The organism is Geothrix sp. SG200 (assembly GCF_022808935.1).
In the GTDB taxonomy this organism is placed as follows: Bacteria; Acidobacteriota; Holophagae; order Holophagales; family Holophagaceae; genus Geothrix; species Geothrix alkalitolerans.
The window spans coordinates 137,436-157,339 of sequence record NZ_JAKZFR010000008.1; the positions used below are offsets into that span (position 1 = coordinate 137,436).

Genomic DNA, 19,904 nt, shown 5'->3' on the forward strand with positions numbered 1-19,904 from the left:
CCCTCAGCTATGGACCGACCGCGGCGTCCCGCCTCCCCCGCGTCTGAGGCCGTGGGGGACTACGCGATCCGGAAGGAGGAGTTCCGGGCCTTCCAGGACCTGATCCACCGGGAATCCGGGATCTTCCTCGCGGACCACAAGCTGGCCCTCCTGGGGGGCCGCCTCCACGCGCGGCTTCGCGCCCTGGGCCTGACGAGCTACGGGGAGTACTTCCAGGCCGTCCAGAAGGACGAGGCCGAGCGCATCGAGATGCTCGACCGGATCTCGACCAACGAGACCCACTTCTTCCGGGAGCCCCACCAGTTCGAATTCCTGAAGACCCAGGTGCTGCCCAGGTGGGTGGAGGATGCGCGGGCCGGAAGGCGGTCCAAGTCCATCCGGGTCTGGAGCGCCGCCTGCTCGACGGGAGAGGAGCCCTACTCCATCGCCATGCTCCTGCTGGACCAGCTGCCGTCGGCGGAGGGCTGGTCCATCGAGATCCTGGGCACCGACATCTCCACCCGGGTGCTGCAGAAGGCCAAGGATGCGCTGTGGCGCATCGAGAAGGCCGAAGAGATCCCCACGCCCTACCTCAAGGCCTTCATGCTCGAAGGGACGGGCCCCGAAAAAGGCAAAATGAAGGCCGGGCCCGAGATCCGATCGCTGGTGTCCTTCTCCCGGATGAACCTGAACAGCCGGCCCTACCCCGTGCCTGGCGGGTTCGACATCATCTTCTGCCGGAATGTCCTGATCTACTTCAACACGGCCACCAAGGCGGGGGTGGTGGAGGAGCTGCTGGCGCATCTGGCGCCGAGCGGCCTGCTGCTCCTGGGTCACGCCGAAAGCCTCCACGGCCTCACCGAACAGGCGCGCAGCGTGGGACCCACCATCTACGCGCCGCTCCAGTCCACCTACTTCAGCGGGCAGAAGCTGCCACGGCTGCGCTGACCGTGATTTCAAGGGCCGGGTCCGGCCGCCGATAAGATCCCTGACGTACGTATTCTCTTGTCTCGCGGCATCGGGCCACGTACTTCTTTAGCCAGGCCAGGACCACGCAGGCAGGTGGAGCGCGATGCCAGAACTCCAGCGGAACCCCGGACAGCCCCCGATCCAGGTCCTGGTCGTGGACGATTCGGCCGTGGTCCGGCAGGCGCTTACGGCCGTCCTGGGCCAGGAGCGGGACATGCGGGTGGTGACCGCGCAGGATCCCATCTTCGCCCTCCAGAAGATGCAGACGCTGAGACCGGACGTCATCGTCCTGGACCTCGAGATGCCCCGCATGGACGGCATCACCTTCCTGCGCCGGCTGATGAAGGACGATCCCCTGCCCGTGGTGATCTGCTCGAGCCTCGCCGCGCGGGGAGCGGAAGCGGCCATGCTGGCCCTCGAGGAAGGGGCCCTCTCGGTCATCACCAAGCCCCAGCTCGGGGTCCGGGACTTCCTGCACGAGTCGGCCATGCAGATCATCGACACGGTGCGCGCCGCCGCCCACTCCCGCCTGCGCCGGAGGCGGGCCGCGCCCCTTCACCGGCCCCCCATCGAAACCGGCGCGCCGGTGCTGGGGACCACCACGGACCAAGTGGTGGTGGTGGGGGCGTCCACGGGGGGAACGGAGGCGCTCCGGGAGCTGCTGTCGGCCATGCCAGTGGATTGCGCGGGCATCGTGGTCGTCCAGCACATGCCAGAGCTGTTCACCGCGGCCTTCGCCAAGCGGCTCAACGAGGTCTGCCGGATCGAGGTGAAGGAGGCCGAGGACGGGGACGGGATCCTCGTGGGACGCGCCCTGATCGCGCCTGGGAACCGCCACACGGAGGTGGCGCGGTCGGGCGGCCGCTACGTGGTCCGCGTGAGCGACGGGCCCCTGGTCTCCCGCCACCGCCCGAGCGTGGACGTCCTGTTCCACTCCGCCGCCCGCGCCGCCGGGTCCAACGGGGTGGGCGTGATCATGACGGGGATGGGGGATGACGGCGCCAATGGCATGCTGGAGATGAGGCGGGCCGGCGCCTACAACCTGGCCCAGGACGAAGCCTCCTGCGTGGTGTACGGCATGCCCAAGGAGGCGGTGGAGCGGGGCGGAGTGGATGCCGTGGTGCCGCTCCAGGCGCTGCCGAAGGCCATCCTCGACGCCGTGCGGCGGGGGCGGCGGGGCTGATACGCCCCTTCGGCCCCTATTCAGCTTTGATGCGCACCGAGAAGGAATACATCTTCGAGTTGGAGTACCGCGTGACCACGCGGAAGTTCCGCAGCAGGTACCAGCACCGGGCCTTCACGTTGCCGTCCGGGGTGGAGGACCAGAGGTTGGATTCGTCGTCCGGATTCAGGAAGTCGCCGTACGGGTTCCGGTGACCCACGAAGGGGATCTGGAGGATGGCCTGGCCGTTCGCCAGGCGGCTGTTGTCGCTCAGCCCCGGGATGGCTTCGAAGATCGTGCCCCACTCGTCGTCCGAGGGGATGCGGGATCCGAACAGCTTCATGGCGGCGTGCCAGGTGAACAGGATGTTCCCGTTGAACTCGTAGATGCCCTCGCGGTGGTCCGGAGCGGCGGCTTCGTTGTGGCGCCGGAGCCTGATGCCCCCCACCTCGACGGAATCCGGGTGGACGGTGATGGCATGGACCTTGGCCAGCTCTTCCGGGGTGCTGGCGTAGCGCTCCTCCAGCTCCTGGAGGAACTGGACCACGGGGTCGTCCGCCGGGGCGGTGTGGCGCGCGGGAGAGGGCGCCGAGGCGGGCCTGTCCGGCTGGAGGCGGACGGTCCCCAGCAGGAGGTCCGCCTCCTGCTGGAAAGTGGACAGGGGCACCTGGATGCCCGCCTCGATCAGCTTGGCGGCCCGGGCGATGCGTTCGGTCAGCACGCCGTGGATCAGGAGCGCCTCCTCGTGGAGGCGAAGGATCTCCGGGGTGTCCAGGGGGGGCGGAGGGCTGGGGGCCGGGTGGAACAGGAGCTGGGCGCCTGCGGGGGTCAGCTCCCTCTCCCTGGATGGCTCGACGCTGGGGTGCGTGTCTTCGTGGAGCAGCTCTGGCGGGAAGGTCCTGGGGGGCGGTTGGATGACGGGGGGGATCCGGCCGGAAGTCAGGGAAGGGGCCGAGCCCTCGACCGGCGAGCGCAGGGCCTCATCCCGCAGCCTCAGGCCCTCCAGGAGCACCATGGCCGTGCTCTCCCGGATGGAGTGCATGGGAGCCTCGATGCCCTCCTGCATGTCGAAGTTGCCGCCCTTCCAGGCGATGAGGTCGTAGACCGCCTGGGCCCCCGTGATCTGGTCCCGGACCGCGTGGACCACCTGGCCGTCCTTGAGCCAGACGCGGCCCGTCTGCCGGCCCAGCCGCACGGTCAGGCAGCCCGTGTTCCGGGTGGCGGAGTACAGCTGGACGAGGTCCACGAACCCCAGGCTCAGGGAACCGGTGAAGCCGCCCTGGTTGGACTGGATGGCGAGGTCGACCTCTTCGATGAGGGCCTTGGGGGCGAACGGCTTCTCGACGAAGCCGAAGGCGCCCCGCTGATCGATCTCCTTGCGCATCTGGGGGCTGCCGAAGGCCGTGATGAAGATGATGGAGAGGTCCGGCTGGATCTTCTGGGCCTGGATCATCAGGTCGATGCCGTTCACCACGGGCATCTGGAAATCGGTGATCAGGACATCGACCTTCTCCCGATGGAGGAGGGACAGGGCCTCCATCGGGTTGGAGCAGATCTTGAAATCCACGGTCGGGCGCTCGCGCGCGAAGTGCTGAGACACCGACCAGAGGAGATCCTCTTCGTCATCCACCATCAGGACACTGGCCATGGTCGAATGGAATGCAACGGGGACGCCAAGTGTTTGCATGCTGCTAATCGAATATATAATTTGGCTTAATGGTTGGATAGGTCGGGCCTGGGACGGCGATCCGGATCATTTATTAACCAGGTGATCAGTCTTTGACCGGGTAGGCGCCGGCCTTCCGGAGCCAGGACCGGAGGGTCACCCGGGTCACGCCCAGGGTCCTCGCGGTCTGGCTGAGGTTGCGTCCGGAGGCCTCCCAGGCGTCCACCATCCGGCTCCGCATCGTGTCCTCCAGGCGCTCCTGGGGCGCGGGCGGCAGGGGACCGGCGGAGGAGCCCGCGATCTCGGGGGGCAGGTCCGCCAGCTGGATCTCGGCCCTGGGCGTGAGGATGGTGGCGCGCTCGAGGACATTGCGCAGCTCGCGGATGTTCCCGGGCCACCGGTAGCGAGTCAGGGCCGCCATGGCCTCGGCGGAGCAGCCCGAAGGAGCGGTGCCCATGCTCTCCCGGAACTTCGCCAGGAAGCAGTCCACCAGGAGCGGAATGTCCTCCAGCCGCTCCCGCAGCGGTGGCAGGTGGACGGCCAGGACCTTCAGGCGGAAGTAGAGATCCTCCCGGAACCGGCCGGCCTCCACGAAGGCGGAGAGCTCCCGGTGGGTCGCGGCCACGATGCGGACGTCCACCTGGATCTCCCGCTCGCCGCCCACCCGGCGGAAGGGGTGCCCTTCCAGCACCCGCAGCAGCTTGGGCTGGAGGTCGAGGGGAAGCTCCCCGATTTCATCCAGGAAGAGCGTGCCCCGGGAGGCCAGCTCGAACAGGCCCCGGCGGGCCGACTTGGCGCCGGTGAAGGCGCCGGCCTCGTGCCCGAACAGCTCGGATTCCACCAGCTCCTTGGGCATGCAGGCCGCGTTGACCACCACGAAGGGGCCATCCTTCCGGGGACTGGCGCGGTGGACGAAGCGGGCGGCCAGCTCCTTGCCGGTGCCCGTTTCTCCCGTGATGAGCACGGGGGCATGCACGGCCCCGGCCGCCTGGGTGAGGGCCCGCATGGCCCGCTGGAAGGCCGGGGCCGAGCCCACGATCCCCTCGCCCGCCATGGACTGGCGCCGCATGGCCTCGAGGCTCCGACGGAGGGTGCTCTGCTCGAGGGCGGCCGAGAGGCTCGAGAAGAGCGTCTCGGCTCCCACCGGCTTGGTGAGGTAGTCCGCGGCGCCGAGGCGGAGGGCCCGGATGGCGGAAGCTGCTTCGTCGCGGGCGGTGAGGACGAGGACGGGCGTGGTGGGGTCCTGGGCCAGGAGGCCCTTGAGCAGGTCGTGACCGTCCTCGTCGGGCAGGCCGAGGTCCATCACCACCAGGTCGTGGAGGGCCCGGGCGGCCAGGCTCCGCGCCTGGGCGGCCGTGGCGGCGCGCTCGACTTCGTACCCCTGGCGGCTCAGCAGCCCGCCGAGGGCGAAGGCCAGGTCATCGTCATCTTCCGTCAGCAGCACCCTGGGCACGAGGGGCCTCCCGTGGGAGCGAGAGCAGGAGGCAGGTCTCCTGCTGGGGGATGGAGGTGGCCACCAGGCTGCCCTGGTTCTCCAGGGCCAGGCGATGGGCGATGGCCAGCCCGATCCCGGTCCCCTTGGGCTTGGTGGAGAAGAAGGGCGAGAAGATCTTGGTCAGCAGCTGGGGCGGGATGCCGGGGCCGTCGTCGCAGATGCGAATGTGGGTCATGGTCTGGCCCCGGAGGGTTCCCGCGGAGGCCGCCTCGATCCGGATGCGGGTGGGATCCTTCACGGCGTCCAGGGCGTTCTCCAGGAGCGCCACGAGGATGCTCACGGTCTGCACCTCGTCCGCGTAGACCGTGAGGCCACCGGGCGGAACGGAGAGGGTGGGGCTGGTGCCGAAGGGGCGCAGGCGGCCCTCGAGGCTCTCCATGGAGCGGAGCACCATGGACTTCACGTCGAGCACCTTGGGGGTGGGCACGGATGGGCGGCTGAAGTCGAGGAAGACCTTCATGAGCGATTCGATGCGCAGGGCCAGCTTCTGGAGGCGCTCCACGCACTCCAGCTGGGGGCCGGGCTGGAGGTCCTGGTTCAGGAGCTCGCAGAGGGTCCGGATGGAGGCGAGGGGGTTCCGGACTTCGTGGGCGAAGGAGGCCGCCAGCTGCCCCAGGTCCGAGTAGCGTTGGCGCTGGCGCTCGTTCTCCTGGAGGTTCCAGAACTCCGCCTTCTGCCGGATGGCGGCCGAGAGCCCTTCAAAGAGGACATCGGGCGTGACGGGCTTGGTGAGGTAGTCCGTGGCGCCATACCGGAGGCCCCGGATGGCGGAAGCCGCGTCGTCGCGGGTGGTCATGACGAGGATGGGCAGGCTGGGGTGCTGGTAGGACAGCCCGCGCAGCAGCTCGAACCCGTCCTCGTCCGGGAGGCCCAGGTCCATGATCAGCGCATCGTAGGCCGTCCGCGAGAGGCAGTCCCTCGTCTCCGAGGCGTTGGCGGCCCACTGGACCGAACAGCCGCGGGTCCTCAGGATCTCCTCGGCCATCATCGCCGTGACCGGATCGTCTTCGGTGAGCAGAATCGAGTACATGGGATCCAAGAGTGGGCCGGGCGGGCCGATGGCGCGCGTGGCCTGACGCGGGTTTCTCCAGGGTACCGCAAAGGCGGGGCCGGGCCCCGGGTTTCCGGGCCGGGGAAAACAGGGGATCATGTCTTTCGGCCACCGCCATGCAACCGCCCTCCCTGCCTCCCGATGAAGCCTTCCGTCTGGAGGTGGTGCGGAGCCTCGGCCTCCTGGACACCCCGGCGGAAGCGCGCTTCGACCGCATCGCCCGGGCGGCGGCCCGGTTCTTCCGGATGCCCGTCGCCTTCGTGGGCCTGGTGGACGCCACCCGCCTGTGGCTCAAAGCCAGGCAGGGGCTCGACCAGGCCGAGGCGCCGCGGGACCTGTCCTTCTGCGGCCACGCCATCCTGGCCTGGGAGCCCTTCGTCGTGGAGGATGCCCGCCTGGATGAACGGTTCGCCGACAACCCCCTGGTCGTCGGCCCTCCCTACATCCGGTTCTACGCGGGCATGCCCCTGCGAGGCCCCGGGAACGCCCTGGTGGGAACCCTCTGCGTGATCGATCGGCTTCCCCGCACCTTCTCGCGCTCGGATCGGGAGTACCTGCTGGATCTGGCTGCCTGGGCGGAGCTGGAGCTGATCCATCCCCCCGCGGGGGCCGGGAATGCCGTGGCACCCGCGGGAGCGGCCGCCCATGCCCCGCAGGCGCTGGACCGGGACGCCCACCTGAAGCTCATGCTCCAGGCCCTGCCGGACTTCCTGTTCCGCCAGGATCGCCAGGGGACGTACCTGGAGGTCGTGGCGCGCTCCACGGGTGACCTGGTCAAGCCTCCCGAGCAGCTCCTGGGTCACACCATTTCAGAGGTCCTGCCTCCGGAGGAGGCCATGGCCTTCCTTCAGGGCATCGGCGAGGTGCTCGACACCGGGGAGACGCGCACCATCGAATACCACCTCACCATCGATGGGCGCGGGGAGGATTTCGAGGCGCGCATCGTGCCCTGCGAACCCGGCCAGGTCCTCAGCATCGTCCGCAACATCTCGGCCCGGCGCGATCACGAGCGCATGCAGGAACGGTTCCTGCGCACGGTCATCCACGAGCTGCGGACGCCCCTCTCCAGCATCAGGAGCAGCCTGGAGCTGATGCTCGAACAGGAACGCGTCGACGGCCTGTCCGGGAAGGCCCGGGATTTCGCAGCCATGGCCCACACCAACACCGTGCGCCTCGCCCGCATCGTGGACGAGATCCTCGGGCAGGCGAAGCGAGGCTACCTGTCCGTCTCCCTGCGGCGCTGCGACCTCCGGGACCTCGCCCGCCAGGCCGTGGAGATGGTCCAGGCCTACAGCGATTCCTTCGGCGTGCGCCTGCCCTTGCAGCTCTGCCCGCAGGAGGCCGACGTCCGCGCGGACCCCGACCGGGTGATCCAGATCCTGGTGAACCTGCTGTCGAACGCGGTGAAGTACAGCCCTCCGGGGGAATCCGTGGTCACGCGCGTCGTGTCTTCCGGGTCCGGCTGGGCGGTGGAGGTGGAGGACCACGGTCCCGGCATCCCGGCGGCCTTCCAGCCCAGGGTCTTCCAGGAGTTCTCCCAGGCCGGCGGTCCCCACCAGCAGCCTGGAAGCGGGCTCGGCCTATCCATCTCCCGGTCCTTCGCCCAGTCCATGGGGGGCGCCATGGCCTTCGAGTCCGAGCCCGGGCGCACCATCTTCCGCCTGGAGCTTCCGGTGCCGCTCCGCCCCTCCGTACCGGACGATGGTGGGCCCGAGGGGCCCACTGCCATCCTGCATGTGGAGGACGACGATGTGGTGAGCGAGCTTCTGGCCAGCGCCCTGGAAGGCGTGGCGAGCGTCGATCACGTCAGCACGCTGGAGGCGGCCCGGCGGCGGATCCCGGAGGGCCGCTGGGGCCTGGCGGTCCTGGACGGCATGCTGCCCGACGGGGCCGGCGTCGACCTGCTGCCCTTCTTGCGCGAAGCCTATGGCGCCGACTTTCCGGTGGTCCTCTACACCGGGGACAGCCAGTCGGTGGAATCGGACGGGGAGTTCGTCCATGTGCTCATGAAAGGGCGTTGCGGGCCCGACGAGATCCGTCGGGTCGTCCAGGGAGCCCTGGAAAGCCGCCAGCGGCGCTGAGGGAGCCGGCCCGCCCGGGTCCCCGGATCACTGCGGCGCGTGGGCCCTGAGGTGGTCGCGGAAGGCCTGGATGGAAGCGGCGCCGACCTCCTGGAATCCTGCCAGGGCTGACCGGCAGGCCGTCGGATCGCCGCCCTTCGCGGCTGTTTCGATGGCCGCGGCGCGGGACCGGAGCGTCGCCAGTCCGATGCTCCCCGAGGAGCCCTTCAGGCGGTGGGCGGAGGCGCGCACCCGCCCAAAATCAGCGGCCTCGAGGGCCTCCCGCAGGTGGCGGCCCTCCTCGGCGAAGCGGCACTCGAACAGATCGACCATCTGGAGGAGGCGCGCCTCGGGGATCCCGTGCTGGAGGCAGGTGTCCAGGTAGGCGCAGTCCAGGAGGGGGGACCGGGGACGAGCCCCTTCCGCCTCCTGACCTGAAGGGCGCTGTCGATCGGACATGCCCGCCTCCTCAAGGAATAGTCTAGGCCGTTCAAGCCATTTCCCGGCGGCACGATCAGATGACTCAGGAATCTTCTATATTCAATGAACCGCCTCGAGATCTGCGCACCCGGTGCGGCGTCCGACCCCGGGGGCCGACGGATGTCGCACCCGGCAAAAAATGTCGCAACTGCTTCCCCCACCCTGCGGGTTCCGCCCAGGCTAGACTGGCCGATCTCCTTCCACCGCCGACCCGCTCCTCCGCGCCTTCGCGCCGGGCCCCCGGCGACGGCGGGAGGCGCTGGAGGCATCCATGTCCATCACGCGATCCCTGGGGTCATCGGCCCTCACGCCGGCCCTCAGGCTGGCCCTCACGCTGGCTCCGGCCGCGGGGCTCATGGCCCAAGGCCCGGGCCTGCCGAGCGAGATGCCGGCCGAATTCAAGGAGGCCTCGGGGAGCTGGGACCACACGCGCCGGGAGGTGATGATCCCCATGCGGGACGGGGTGAAGCTGAAGACCATCATCCTGATCCCCAAGGGCGCCAAGGACGCGCCCATCCTCCTGACCCGCACGCCCTACAGCGCCGCCGTGCAGACCAGCCACGCCGCCAGCGCCCACCTGGGGCCGGTGCTCCAGGGCTATGACAACGTGACGGACCTCATCGTGGAAGGCGGCTACATCCGCGTGATCCAGGACATCCGCGGCAAGTACGGCTCCGAAGGCGACTACGTCATGAACCGGCCCCTGCGCGGGCCCCTCAACCCCTCGGAGGTGGACCACAGCACGGACACCTGGGACACCATCGACTGGCTGGTGAAGCACCTGCCGGAGAGCAATGGCCGCGTGGGCATCCTGGGCATCTCGTACGACGGCTTCCTGCCCCTCATGGCGCTGGTGGACCCGCACCCGGCCCTGAAGGCGGTCGTGCCCATGAATCCCATGGTGGACGGCTGGCGGGGGGACGACTGGTTCCACCACGGCGCCTTCCGCGCCCAGAACCTCAGCTACATCTACGAGCAGCAGGCCACCCGCGGGAACGACCTGAAGTGGTGGACCGACGTCTTCGACGACTACGACCTGTTCCTGCGGGCGGGCTCCACGGGGGCCCTGGCCGCCAGCCGGGGCATGGAGCAGCTGGGCTTCTGGCGCAAGATCACCGAGCATCCGGCCTACGACGCCTTCTGGCAGCAGCAGGCCATGGACAAGGTGCTGGCGAGCCGGCCCCTCCGAGTGCCCACGCTCCTGGTGCACAGCCTCTACGACGCCGAGGACATCTACGGCGCGCTGGCGGTGTGGAAGGCGCTCAAGCCCAAGGACACGACGGGCGACCGCCTCTTCCTGGCCATGGGCCCCTGGAGCCACGGCGGCGAGATCGGGGAGGGCAGCAGCCTGGGCCCCCTGAAGTTCGGCCAGGACACGGCCCTGCAGTTCCGTCGCGAGGTCCTGAAGCCCTTCCTCGACCAGCACCTGAAGGGCGCCGCGAAGGCGGACCTACCTCCCGTGAGCGCCTTCGAGACGGGCACCAACACGTGGCGGAAGCTCCCGGCCTGGCCCGTGGCCGGCGAGGGCAGCGCGGTGCGCGGAACGCCCTTCTACCTCGAGGCGGGGCTGAAGGTGTCCACCACTGCCCCGAAGGCCGGCGGCGCCTCGTACGAAGCCTATGTATCCGACCCGGCCAAGCCCGTGCCCTTCCGGGCCCGGCCCATCCAGCCCGTGGGCTACGATCCGGCGCACACCTGGTCCCAGTGGCTCACGGACGACCAGCGGGAGGCCTCCGGCCGGCCCGATGTGCTGGCCTTCGTGTCCGAGCCCCTGAAGGAGCCCCTCCGCATCGCCGGCGAGCCCGTGGCGAACCTGGTGGCTTCCACCACCGGCACCGACGCGGACTGGGTGGTGAAGGTCATCGACGTCTACCCGGACGAGGTCGCGGGCCAGCCGCAGATGGGCGGCTACCAGCTCATGGTGTCGGCAGACATCTTCCGGGGCCGCTACCGCGAGGGCTGGGACAGCCCGAAGGCCCTGAAGCCCGACGAGCCGCTGACCTACCGCTTCGCCCTGCCGGCGGCGAACCACGTGTTTCTGCCGGGGCACCGCGTCATGGTGCAGGTGCAGTCCACCTGGTTCCCCCTCTACGAGCGCAATCCTCAGACCTTCGTGCCCAACATCTTCTTCGCGAACCCCGGAGACTACCGGAAGGCCACCCAGCGCGTCTGGCACACGCCAGGCCGGGCCAGCTTCGTGGAGCTGCCGGTGGCGAAGTAGGAGGGAATTTTTGCCCTGCCCGGGAGTAGGATGGGCGCAGGATCCCCTCCTGAACCAGGCCCTTGGACGGAGACGCCCCGTGTCGTTTCGATCGCTGCTGAGTCGACTGCTGCCCCGGAAGCCCGCGCCCACCGCCGGCACCTGGGAGCGGCCGAGGGCCCTGGACCGGGGCCGGGTGGGTCGGCCGCAGATCGCCATGGACGACCAGGGGAACGCCCTGGCGGCCTGGCATCACCGGAGCGCGGACCACGAAGGCGTCTACATCTGCCGCTACCACGCGGACCAGCGGAGCTGGGACGTGGTGCCCCGGCGCCTCGACAGCGCCCGCACCCAGGCCCAGGCGCCGGAGATCGCCATGAACTGCCGCAGCGAACTGGCGGTGGTCTGGCACGAGCAGGAGGGGGACCAAGTCCGGGTCTGCGCCCGCCACATGCTGGGGAGCCAGGAAACCTGGGTGCCCTACCCCATGACCCTCCAGGCCGCCCCCGGCGAGGTGCACAGCCTGCACACGGCCATGGACCTCCAGGGGAACATCCACGTCGTCTGGTGCCATGGGACCCCCGGGGCCTACCGCGTCTACACCAGCGGGTACCGGGCCGATGACGGGGGATGGGACCCGCAGCCCATCCCGCTGGGAGATCCCTCCTCCGAGCCCATGTTCCCCCAGCTGGCGGTCAATGACGCGGGCCAGGGCCTGGTGGCCTGGGATGCTGGCGGGAACCGCATCGTGGCCTGCCACTACGATCCCGGAGGCCGCTGCTGGAGCGATCGCCCCACGCGAGTGGCCGAGGGCCGCTCCATCTACCTCCGGATGGCCGTGGACGCGCGGGGAAACGCCATCGTGCTGTGGGTGGAGGAGGGGGATGCCGGCATCCGCACCCTGCAGGCCAGCCACCTGGACGCCCGCCGGATCGAGTGGACGCGGGCCCCGCGCCTCAGCTCGGGCCGCGCCATCCTCTGGCCCCAGGTGGGCATGGATGCCCGGGGCGGCGCCCACCTGGTGTGGCGACAGGAGGCGGCGGGCCTGATGAAGCTCTACGCCAAGCGCTTTGCCGAGGGGCGCTGGGACGAGCAGCGCACCCTGCTGGTGGAGGATGCCGGCCACAGCCAGGCCCACGCCCTGGCCGTCAATCCCGAGGGTCACGCCGTGGTCCTCTGGCTCCAGCGCCAGGCCGCCCAGGCCATGGTCTGCGTCCGGCGCTTCGATGGCCGGGCCTGGAGCGCCCGGCCCCTCCTCCTGGGCACGCCCAGCCGCAAGGACATCCAGAACCCCGGCGCCGTGCTGGCTCCCGGCGGCCACGTGGCCGTCATCTGGCGCCAGGGCGACCCCCAGGACGGATTCATCCTGAGCGCCATGGGCCAGGCCTAGGTCCGCAGGAGCTCCTCCACGAAGGCCGGCACGAGGTCCGTGGCCCGGCCCGCGCGATGCTCCCGGAAGGCGTCCACCACGCGGCTGGGCTCGAGGTTGAGCTCCACCGTGCGGGCCCCGGGACGCACGGCCGCCACGAAACCCGCGGCGGGGTAGACGTGGCCGCTGGTGCCGATGGCCGCGAAGAGGTCGCAGCGCTCCAGGGCGCCGAAGATGCGGTCCATTTCCAGCGGCACCTCGCCGAACCAGACGATGTGGGGGCGCATCCCTCCGCGCCGGCAGACGGGGCAGCGGCTGTCGGCATCCATGTCGCCGGGCCAGTCCAGGACCGCCCGGCAGGCCAGGCAGCGGCCCTTGAGCAGCTCGCCGTGCATGTGGAGCAGGTTCCTCGATCCGGCGCGATCGTGGAGGTCGTCCACGTTCTGCGTGACCACCAGCACCTCGCCGGGCCACTCGCGCTCCAGGCGCGCCAGGGCCGCGTGGGCCGCATTGGGCCGAACGCCCGGCAGGCTCCGCCGCCGCTCGTTGTAAAAGCGGTGCACCAGGGCGGGGTTGCGCTGGAAGGCCTCGGGGGTGGCCACGTCCTCCACCCGGTGGTTCTCCCAGAGGCCGTCGGCGTCCCGGAAGGTGCGCAGGCCGCTCTCCGCGGAGATCCCCGCGCCGGTGAGGATCACGAGGGAGGCATCGCGGGTGAGGGCCATGCCGGAATCCTAGCGCCTCGGCAGCAGGTCCAGCGCCCGGCCGTCCACGGGGCCGGGCTTCAGGCCCAGTTCCCGGGCGAGGGTGGGGGCGAGGTCGACGGTGCGGACGGGCTCGGGTCGCTCGCCGGCCTTCCAGGGGCCCCAGAAGATCAGCGGGACCCGCCGGTCATAGGCATAGGGGGTCCCATGGCCCGTGGGCCATTCCGTGGGGGGCACGCCGAAGACCGTCCAGGGCTTGAAGGCCACGAGCACGTCGCCGCTGCGCCCGGCGGCGAAGCTGCGACGCAGGAGGACGCGGAGGCTGGAGTCCCGCGGGCTGCCCGTGGCAGCAGGATCCGTGACGGCCAGCTCCTCGGCGGTGAAGGCGTCGGCCACCTCGGGCCGGGCACGCAGCCAGGCCTGGACCTTCGCAATCACGGCCTTCCGGTCCAGCCCGGCGGCCTTGAGGGCAGCCTCCCGCAGGTAGAGATCGTTCGGCTCGGGCGAGTCCTCCACGAGGTCGGCGTCCACCTTGAAGGCGGCCTTCAGCGCCTCCCGGAGTTCCTTCAGGAAGGCGGGCACATCGATGCGCCGGGCGGGGAACCCGTTGTCGGACAGGGCCTCGGGAATGTCCATGCCGCCGTGATCGGCGCAGAGCACCACCCAGGCGCCCGGGTCCCGGCGCCGCACGGCCTCCAGCAGCCGGGCCAGGGTGCGGTCCAGGCGATGGATCTGGTCGCGCATCTCCGTGCCCAGGATCCCGTAGCTGTGGCCGATGTAGTCCGTGGCCGAGAAGCTCACGGTCAGCAGGTCCGTGGCCGGGCCCCGGCCCAGGTGCTCCGCCTCCATCAGGGTTTCCGCAGCCTCCAGGGTGACCTCATCGAGGAAGGGCGACTTGCGGAACCGGGTCTCGAAGCGCTTGTCGAGGGGCATGCCCGCGCCCTGGACGAGGCGGGGCAGGGCGCCATTGCGGATGACCTGGCCGGGGAAGGTCCAGGTGGCCACGCGGCCTTCGGGGGTCGACGGCTCCTTCCTCCAAAGCCAGCTGCGCGTGGCGAAGCGCTCCTTCAGGCCAGCGTCGAAGGTCATCATCCACGCGGGGAGCCGCTCGGCGTAGGCCGGAGACGTGATGAAGCCGGCGGTTCCGGAGAACCAGTAGACCGCCGTGGGCCGGCGGCCCGCCATGAGGATGGCCGCGCGGTCCTTGCCCGACACCGAGAAGGCGCGGCTGCCGGGGGCCTGGGCCTGGAGCCAGTCGCCCAGCGTCTCGCCCAGGAAGCGCGCGTTGGTGGAGGTGGCGGAGCCGCCGCCCTCCCCGTTCTCCACGCAGTAGACGAAGCGGCCGGACGCGCGCTCGAACCAGCGGTTCTCGACGATGCCCGTGTGCGCCGGGAACCGGCCCGACAGCAGCACGGAGTGGCCCGGACCGGTCTCGGTGAAACCGTGGTCGTGGTAGGCCTCGGTGAAATAAGTCCCTTCGCGCATGAGGCGGGCCAGGCCGCCGGTCAGCTCGGGCCCGTAGGTCTGCATCAGCTCGGCGGAGAGCTGGTCCACGGAGACGGCCACCACCAGCCGGGGGCGCTCGGCGGCGGTGAGCGTAAGGGTGAGGGTCGCGGCCAGGATGCCGGCGAGATTGGGCAGTCGCCGCATCAGAAGGTCACTCCCACGCCGAAGGTCCACATCCGCTCGAACTCCTGGCCGCTGCCCTGGGCGGTGAAGTAGGCGCCCAGGTCCGAGGCGCTGCCGAGCTGCACCGGATGATCCTTGCTGACCGGCTGCTGGTAGCTGGCGGCCAGATAGGGATGGACCAGCACGCTGGGAATGCGCCAGCGGGCCCCCACCCGCAGCCAGGTGCGGCTTAGGTCCTTGGCGCTGGAAGCCCCCGCCGTGTCCACGGTGTAGCGCTGGAAGCGCTGGATGAGGCCAATCTCGCCGGCCAGGCCCACGAAGGGCACCCACACCTGAGCGTTGAGACCCACCCCCACGCCCTGCTGCTTCAGGGCGGTGCCCTGGGCGGTGGTGCCCGTGGCCAGGCTGCCGTCCGCCTTGAACTGCGAGTATTCCAGGCCGCCCTCCAGCTTCAGCAGGGGGCCCACCTGGAAGATCTGGTGGTTCACGGTGGCGATGAAGCCCTTGCCCGTGTCGAAGTCCCCGGCCACCAGCTGGCCCGTGCCCGAGATCAGGGTCTGGGGCAGGTTCTGGCCCGAGGGCCGCGGCAACTCCAGGCGCAGGTCCCACTGGGCCGAGAGGGGCAGGGCGGTGGCAAGCAGGGCGGGCAGGACGGCAAGGCGCATCGGGGCTCCGGCAAAACCTCGATCATACCGTCCGCAGATTCCAGGCCCGCAGGGGCGTGTAACTTCCCTGCGGGCCGCTCTCGAAAAGCACCAGCCGATCCGCCGTGAAGCTGACGGGAGGTGGCGCGTCGACCCCCCCCAGGGGCCGGGGCCGCCGGAGCCGCGCCAGCGTGAGGTGCGCCCGGAAGGGTTTGGCGTCGAAGGCCTCGCCCGCCGCCGCCAGGGCTCCGCGCAGGTCCGCGGCCAGGGCCTCGAGGGCGGGGCTGGGAGCCAGCGCCAGCCAGAGCACCCGCGCCCGGGGGCCTGCCATGAAAGGGGGGACCGCCCGCTCGCCAAGGCTCACTCTGCGTCCCCCCTTTGACCCCCACGTGATGCCTGAGCCAAGCCCAGGCATCACGTCTGCAGGGAAGGTGCCCAGCCCGGCCGTGGCCAGGAGGAAGGCCCGATGGCGGCCGGCGACCTCGGCGCCAAGGGCTTCCAGAGCGGACAGGCCTTCCATCGGGCGCTCGCCCAGGAAGGCCAGGGTCAGGTGCAGGCCCTCCGGTCGGGACCAGCGGTCGATCCCCGGGTGTGCGGCCTGCCAGCGCCCCAGGGATGCCTGCAGCACTGGCGGGAGCGGCAGGGCGAAGAAGAGCCTCAGCGATGATTCCGCCATTTGATGCTGCACCCCATGCTCGGATGCTGGACCTCCAGGGGCTCCTGGCCCGCCAGCACGCGGTCGATGGCGGCCTTCAGCTCCCGCCGGGTCACGTGGGCCGCGTCCTTCCAGTTGTCGTCCAGGCGGCCGCGGTAGACCAGGTGGCGGTGCTGGTCGTAGAGGAAGAAGTCCGGCGTGCACACGGCGCCGAAGCTGCGTGCCACCGCCTGCTCCTCGTCCCAGAGGTAGGGGAAGACGTAGCCCTTGGCCGCCGACCGGGCCCGCATGGCCTCGAAGCTGTCCTCCGGGTAGGTCTCCGCGTCGTTGGCATTGATCCCCACCACCGCGCAGCGCCCCTGGTAGGCCTTCGCCAGCGCGTTGAGGCGGTCGTCCACGGCCTGGACGTAGGGGCAGTGGTTGCACATGACCACCACCAGCAGGGCGGGGCAGTGGAAGTCGCGCAGCGACCAGAGCCGCCCGTCCACCCCGGGCAGCGTGAAGTCCGGACAGGTTGTGCCGAGCGGGACCATGGTGGATTCCGTCAGGGCCATGGGGACCTCCGGGGTGCTCCTCCAATGTACGCCCAGGGGCAAGCAGACCATGCCGAGGTCATTTTTTTGACTTGACCCGGCGTTCCCTGCCTCTAGGCTGAATCCAACCCAGGAGCCCATGACCCAGCTGCCGCGCCTTCACTGGTCCACCCTCGGCGAAGACACGGGGGGGCTGGAGCATCGGTGGGCGGGCCTTTGGGATGTGACGGTGGACCACAGCTCCTCGCCGGCCCTGCCGCCCAGGGATACGGACCTGTGGGTGATCAGCGCCAAGGGCGCCTGGCCGCCGCCGGAGATGACGCGCCTCATGGCCGAGGTGATGGCCCTGCCCATCCTCCTCGGCTTGAAGCCGGATGCGCCGCCCATGGATTCCAAGGCCCTCGCCGAGTGGGGCGCCCTGGGCAGCGTGCGCTGGGGCCTGCTGGGCCCCGAGCCGCCCATGCCGGGCCTGCGGCCGCGCTCGGGCAACACCACGCAGCTCAGTGCCTCCCAGGCCCTGGCCTTCGGCCTCATCGGCACCAGCCCCGCCATGCAGGAGGTGCTGGCCCGGGCCCGCAACGCCGCCGCCACGCGGGCCACGGTCCTTCTGCTGGGGGAGAGCGGCACGGGCAAGGAGGTCATCGCCCGGGCCATCCACCGCATGAGCGCCGATGCCGCGGAGCCCTTCGTGGCCGTGCACTGCGGCGCCATCCCCGAGAACCTCCTGGAGTCGGAGCTCTTCGGCTACAACAAGGGCGCCTTCACGGATGCCCGAAAGGACACGCCCGGCAAGTTCCGCGAAGCCCAGGGCGGGACCATTTTTCTCGATGAAGTCGGGACCATGCCCCTGGCGGCCCAGGTGCGCCTCCTGCGGGTGCTCCAGGAACGCGAGGTGCAACCCCTGGGCGGCGGCGCACCCGTGAAGGTGGACCTGCGGGTGGTGACGGCCTCCAACGTGGACCTGTGGAAGAAGGTGCAGGACGGCAGCTTCCGCGAGGACCTGTTCTATCGCCTGGAAGTGGTGCCCATCCTCATGCCGCCCCTGCGGACGAGGGTGGAGGAGATCCCCTTCCTGGCCCAGCACTTCCTCAACCGCAAGGCCCGCGAGCACCGCCTCTATCCCAAAGCATTGCATCCCAGCGTGGATCCCCTGCTGATGTCCCTGCCCTGGCCCGGCAACGTGCGTCAGCTGGAGAACGCCATCGAGCGGGCCATCGTGCTCTCGGGCACCCGGCCGGTGCTCACGCGGGAGGACTTCACCTTCCTCGCGGACCGGATGGGGCTGCCTTCGAATGGCGCCGAACCGCCGGCCCCGAACGTGGTGCCGGCCACCTTCGTACCTCCGGCCTTCGTGCCCCCAGCCTTCGTACCTCCGGCCTCGGCCTCGTTCCCGCCCCCGGCGGCGGCCTTCGGGGTGGACCTGCCGCCCGAGGGCATGGACCTGAACCAGGTGGTGTCGGACATGGAGAAGACCCTCATGCTCCAGAGCCTCGCCATCACCCGGGGCAACAAGAAGCGCGCGGCCGACCTGCTGGGCCTGAAGCGCACGACCTTCCTGGAAAAGATGAAGCGGCTGGATCTGGAGGATGCGGACGGGGCCGAAGCGGAGGCCTGAGGCGCCCCTGTTAACCTGAGGGCATGACGGACGCGACGCATCTGAGGTGGAAGCTGGAGGTGCCCGACCCCCAGGAAGAGGCGCTCTGCGCCTGGCTGGAGGAGCGGGGATCCTCTGCCTTCTACCGCGAGGCCGATCCGCCGCGGGCCTGCTTCGCCTATTTCCCCCCGGACCAGAAGCCGCCGGATGCGGCGGGCCTGGCGGCCTTCCCCGGTGTGCGCCTGCTGGAGGCCGAGGCCTTCGGCGACGAGGACTGGCTGGCCAAGAGCCGGGAGGGCTTCGGCGCCTTCGAGGTGGGCACGCGCTTCCACGTGCGGCCCCTCTGGGACGCGGCGCCCGGTCCGGCGGATCGCCTGGACCTGGTGGTGAACCCGGGCCTCGCCTTCGGCACCGGCGGGCACGAGACCACGCGCCTCTGCATGGAGCTGCTGGAGGAGCTGGCCGCCGCGGGCCGCCTGAAGGGGCCGGTGCTCGACATCGGCGCGGGCACGGGCATCCTCTCCCTGGCGGCCTTCCTGCTGGGCGGGCGCGGCCTCACGGCCTTCGACATCGATCCCGACTGCGGTCCCGCCATGACCGAGCTGATGGAGCTGAACGCCCACCTGCTGAAGGGGATGGCAGCCGGAATCCGGCCCTACGAGAGCTTCGTAGGCACCCTGGACCACCCGCAGGTGCAGGGCCCCTACGCGGGCCTCCTGGCCAACATCCTGCTGGAGACCATCCAGGAGCTGCTGCCCCGCATGGCGGAGGTGGCCGCCCCCGGCGGCTGGCTCGTGGCCAGCGGCATCCTGGCCGAGCGCACGGACGAGGCCCTGGTGAGCCTCGTCTCGCACGGCTTCAAGCCGGAGAAGGTGCTGAAGGAAGGCGAGTGGATCGCGGTGCTGGCGACGCGGGAACCTTCATGAGCCGTGCGGATCGCCCGATTGGCGTCTTCGACTCGGGCATCGGGGGCCTGACGGTCATCCACGCCCTCCGCCAGCTCGTGCCCCAGGAGGAGCTGATCTACCTGGGCGACACGGCGCGGCTGCCCTACGGCAGCAAGAGCCACCACACCATCGAGCGCTACACGCTCCAAATGGGCGAGCTGCTCCAGCGCCACGACCCCAAGCTCATCGTCATCGCCTGCAACACGGCCAGCGCCCATGGCCTGCCCGCCCTCCAGGCCGTGAGCCCCTGCCCGGTCATCGGGGTCATCGAGCCCGGCGCGGAGGCCGCGGCGGAGGCACCCGGCGCTGTGGGCGTCATCGGCACCCTGGCCACCGTGGGCAGCGGGGCCTACGAGGCGGCCATCCGCCGCCGGGACCCGGTAAAAATCATCCACAGCGTGGCCTGCCCCCTGCTGGTGCCCCTGGCGGAAGAGGGCTGGTTCGACGATCCCGTCACCGACAGCGTCTGCCGCCGCTACCTGGACCTGCTGCCATCCGATGTGAAGACCGTGGTGCTGGGCTGCACCCACTACCCCACCCTGCTGCCCAGCCTGGAGCGCTGCCGCCCTGGCACCCACTGGATCGACAGCGGCCGGGTCACCGCCAAGGTGGTGGACCGCCTGCTCCAGGGCAGCCTGGGCTACCGCACGCAAAGCGCCCGAGGCAGCCTCCGCGTCCAGCTCACGGACGCCAGCAGCCGCCTGAAGGAGGTGGGAAGCCGCTTCCTGGAAGAGGCGCTGGGGGACGTGGAAGTGGTGGACATCTGACGG

17 protein-coding genes are annotated in these 19,904 nt (G+C 70.3%); 8 read left to right on the forward strand and 9 right to left on the reverse strand.

The genetic code is table 11. The annotated features are described in order from the left end of the window. Positions 1–9: 9 nt before the first annotated feature. Positions 10–927 carry a protein-glutamate O-methyltransferase gene (locus ML539_RS14985; RefSeq protein WP_243325204.1) on the forward strand — a complete coding sequence of 306 codons (918 nt, stop codon included), beginning with the start codon at positions 10–12 and terminating at the stop codon, positions 925–927. 124 nt (positions 928–1,051) lie between these two features. Further along, positions 1,052–2,131 carry a chemotaxis response regulator protein-glutamate methylesterase gene (locus tag ML539_RS14990; protein ID WP_243325206.1) on the forward strand — a complete coding sequence of 360 codons (1,080 nt, stop codon included), beginning with the start codon at positions 1,052–1,054 and terminating at the stop codon, positions 2,129–2,131. A 16-nt stretch (positions 2,132–2,147) separates the two neighbouring features. On the opposite strand, the gene ML539_RS14995 is transcribed toward ML539_RS14990, so the two are convergent. The 3 genes from ML539_RS14995 to ML539_RS15005 form a co-directional block, all read right to left on the reverse strand. Next, complete coding sequence (locus tag ML539_RS14995) at positions 2,148–3,758, reverse strand: response regulator (RefSeq protein ID WP_243325208.1); 1,611 nt, start codon at positions 3,756–3,758, stop codon at positions 2,148–2,150. 124 nt (positions 3,759–3,882) lie between these two features. After that, positions 3,883–5,229 carry a sigma-54 dependent transcriptional regulator gene (locus ML539_RS15000; RefSeq protein WP_243325209.1) on the reverse strand — a complete coding sequence of 449 codons (1,347 nt, stop codon included), beginning with the start codon at positions 5,227–5,229 and terminating at the stop codon, positions 3,883–3,885. Then, on the reverse strand, positions 5,201–6,301 hold the full coding sequence (locus ML539_RS15005; protein ID WP_243325212.1) for a hybrid sensor histidine kinase/response regulator: 1,101 nt from the start codon (positions 6,299–6,301) through the stop codon (positions 5,201–5,203). Before ML539_RS15005 ends, ML539_RS15000 begins: the two co-directional genes overlap by 29 nt. Before the next feature lie 137 nt (positions 6,302–6,438). On the opposite strand from ML539_RS15005, the gene ML539_RS15010 reads away from it, so the two are divergent. After that, complete coding sequence (locus tag ML539_RS15010) at positions 6,439–8,403, forward strand: ATP-binding protein (RefSeq protein ID WP_243325214.1); 1,965 nt, start codon at positions 6,439–6,441, stop codon at positions 8,401–8,403. A 27-nt stretch (positions 8,404–8,430) separates the two neighbouring features. Here ML539_RS15010 and ML539_RS15015 read toward each other — a convergent pair whose 3' ends face one another. Continuing rightward, on the reverse strand, positions 8,431–8,841 hold the full coding sequence (locus ML539_RS15015) for an Hpt domain-containing protein (RefSeq protein WP_243325216.1): 411 nt from the start codon (positions 8,839–8,841) through the stop codon (positions 8,431–8,433). Between the two features lie 292 nt (positions 8,842–9,133). Between ML539_RS15015 and ML539_RS15020 the strand changes: the two genes are divergently transcribed. Both ML539_RS15020 and ML539_RS15025 read left to right on the forward strand, forming a co-directional pair. Further along, a complete protein-coding gene (locus ML539_RS15020; RefSeq protein WP_243325218.1) occupies positions 9,134–11,083 on the forward strand; it encodes a CocE/NonD family hydrolase in 1,950 nt (649 codons plus the stop codon). 79 nt (positions 11,084–11,162) lie between these two features. Continuing rightward, positions 11,163–12,452 carry a hypothetical protein gene (locus tag ML539_RS15025; protein WP_243325220.1) on the forward strand — a complete coding sequence of 430 codons (1,290 nt, stop codon included), beginning with the start codon at positions 11,163–11,165 and terminating at the stop codon, positions 12,450–12,452. On the opposite strand, the gene cobB is transcribed toward ML539_RS15025, so the two are convergent. The 5 genes from cobB to ML539_RS15050 are packed head-to-tail and all read right to left on the reverse strand — an operon-like array spanning position 12,449 to position 16,614. Beyond that, the gene (gene cobB / locus ML539_RS15030) at positions 12,449–13,153 is read right to left on the reverse strand and encodes a Sir2 family NAD+-dependent deacetylase (RefSeq protein WP_243325221.1); all 705 of its coding nucleotides are present in this window, start codon (positions 13,151–13,153) and stop codon (positions 12,449–12,451) included. The two genes, ML539_RS15025 and cobB, sit on opposite strands and share 4 nt — an antisense overlap. A 9-nt stretch (positions 13,154–13,162) precedes the next feature. Further along, positions 13,163–14,782: an alkaline phosphatase family protein gene (locus ML539_RS15035; RefSeq protein ID WP_243325223.1), complete on the reverse strand. Its 1,620-nt coding sequence runs from the start codon at positions 14,780–14,782 to the stop codon at positions 13,163–13,165. Then, a complete protein-coding gene (locus ML539_RS15040) occupies positions 14,782–15,426 on the reverse strand; it encodes a hypothetical protein (protein WP_243295412.1) in 645 nt (214 codons plus the stop codon). The genes ML539_RS15035 and ML539_RS15040 overlap by 1 nt, the downstream gene beginning before the upstream one ends. A gap of 22 nt (positions 15,427–15,448) precedes the next feature. Next, positions 15,449–16,081, reverse strand: coding sequence for a 2'-5' RNA ligase family protein (locus ML539_RS15045; protein ID WP_243325225.1), 633 nt, complete (start codon positions 16,079–16,081; stop codon positions 15,449–15,451). Next, positions 16,063–16,614 carry a thioredoxin family protein gene (locus tag ML539_RS15050; protein ID WP_243325228.1) on the reverse strand — a complete coding sequence of 184 codons (552 nt, stop codon included), beginning with the start codon at positions 16,612–16,614 and terminating at the stop codon, positions 16,063–16,065. Before ML539_RS15050 ends, ML539_RS15045 begins: the two co-directional genes overlap by 19 nt. Positions 16,615–16,732: 118 nt before the next feature. On the opposite strand from ML539_RS15050, the gene ML539_RS15055 reads away from it, so the two are divergent. From ML539_RS15055 to murI, 3 genes are read left to right on the forward strand one after another with little or no spacing between them, the layout of a single operon-like run. Further along, positions 16,733–18,208: a sigma-54 dependent transcriptional regulator gene (locus ML539_RS15055; RefSeq protein WP_243325230.1), complete on the forward strand. Its 1,476-nt coding sequence runs from the start codon at positions 16,733–16,735 to the stop codon at positions 18,206–18,208. 23 nt (positions 18,209–18,231) lie between these two features. Next, entirely contained in the window at positions 18,232–19,113 is an 882-nt protein-coding gene (locus ML539_RS15060; RefSeq protein WP_243325231.1) for a 50S ribosomal protein L11 methyltransferase, read from the forward strand. Beyond that, positions 19,110–19,901, forward strand: a complete 792-nt coding sequence (gene murI, locus ML539_RS15065) for a glutamate racemase (protein WP_243325232.1) — start codon at positions 19,110–19,112, stop codon at positions 19,899–19,901. Before ML539_RS15060 ends, murI begins: the two co-directional genes overlap by 4 nt. The last annotated feature ends 3 nt before the right edge of the window (positions 19,902–19,904 follow it).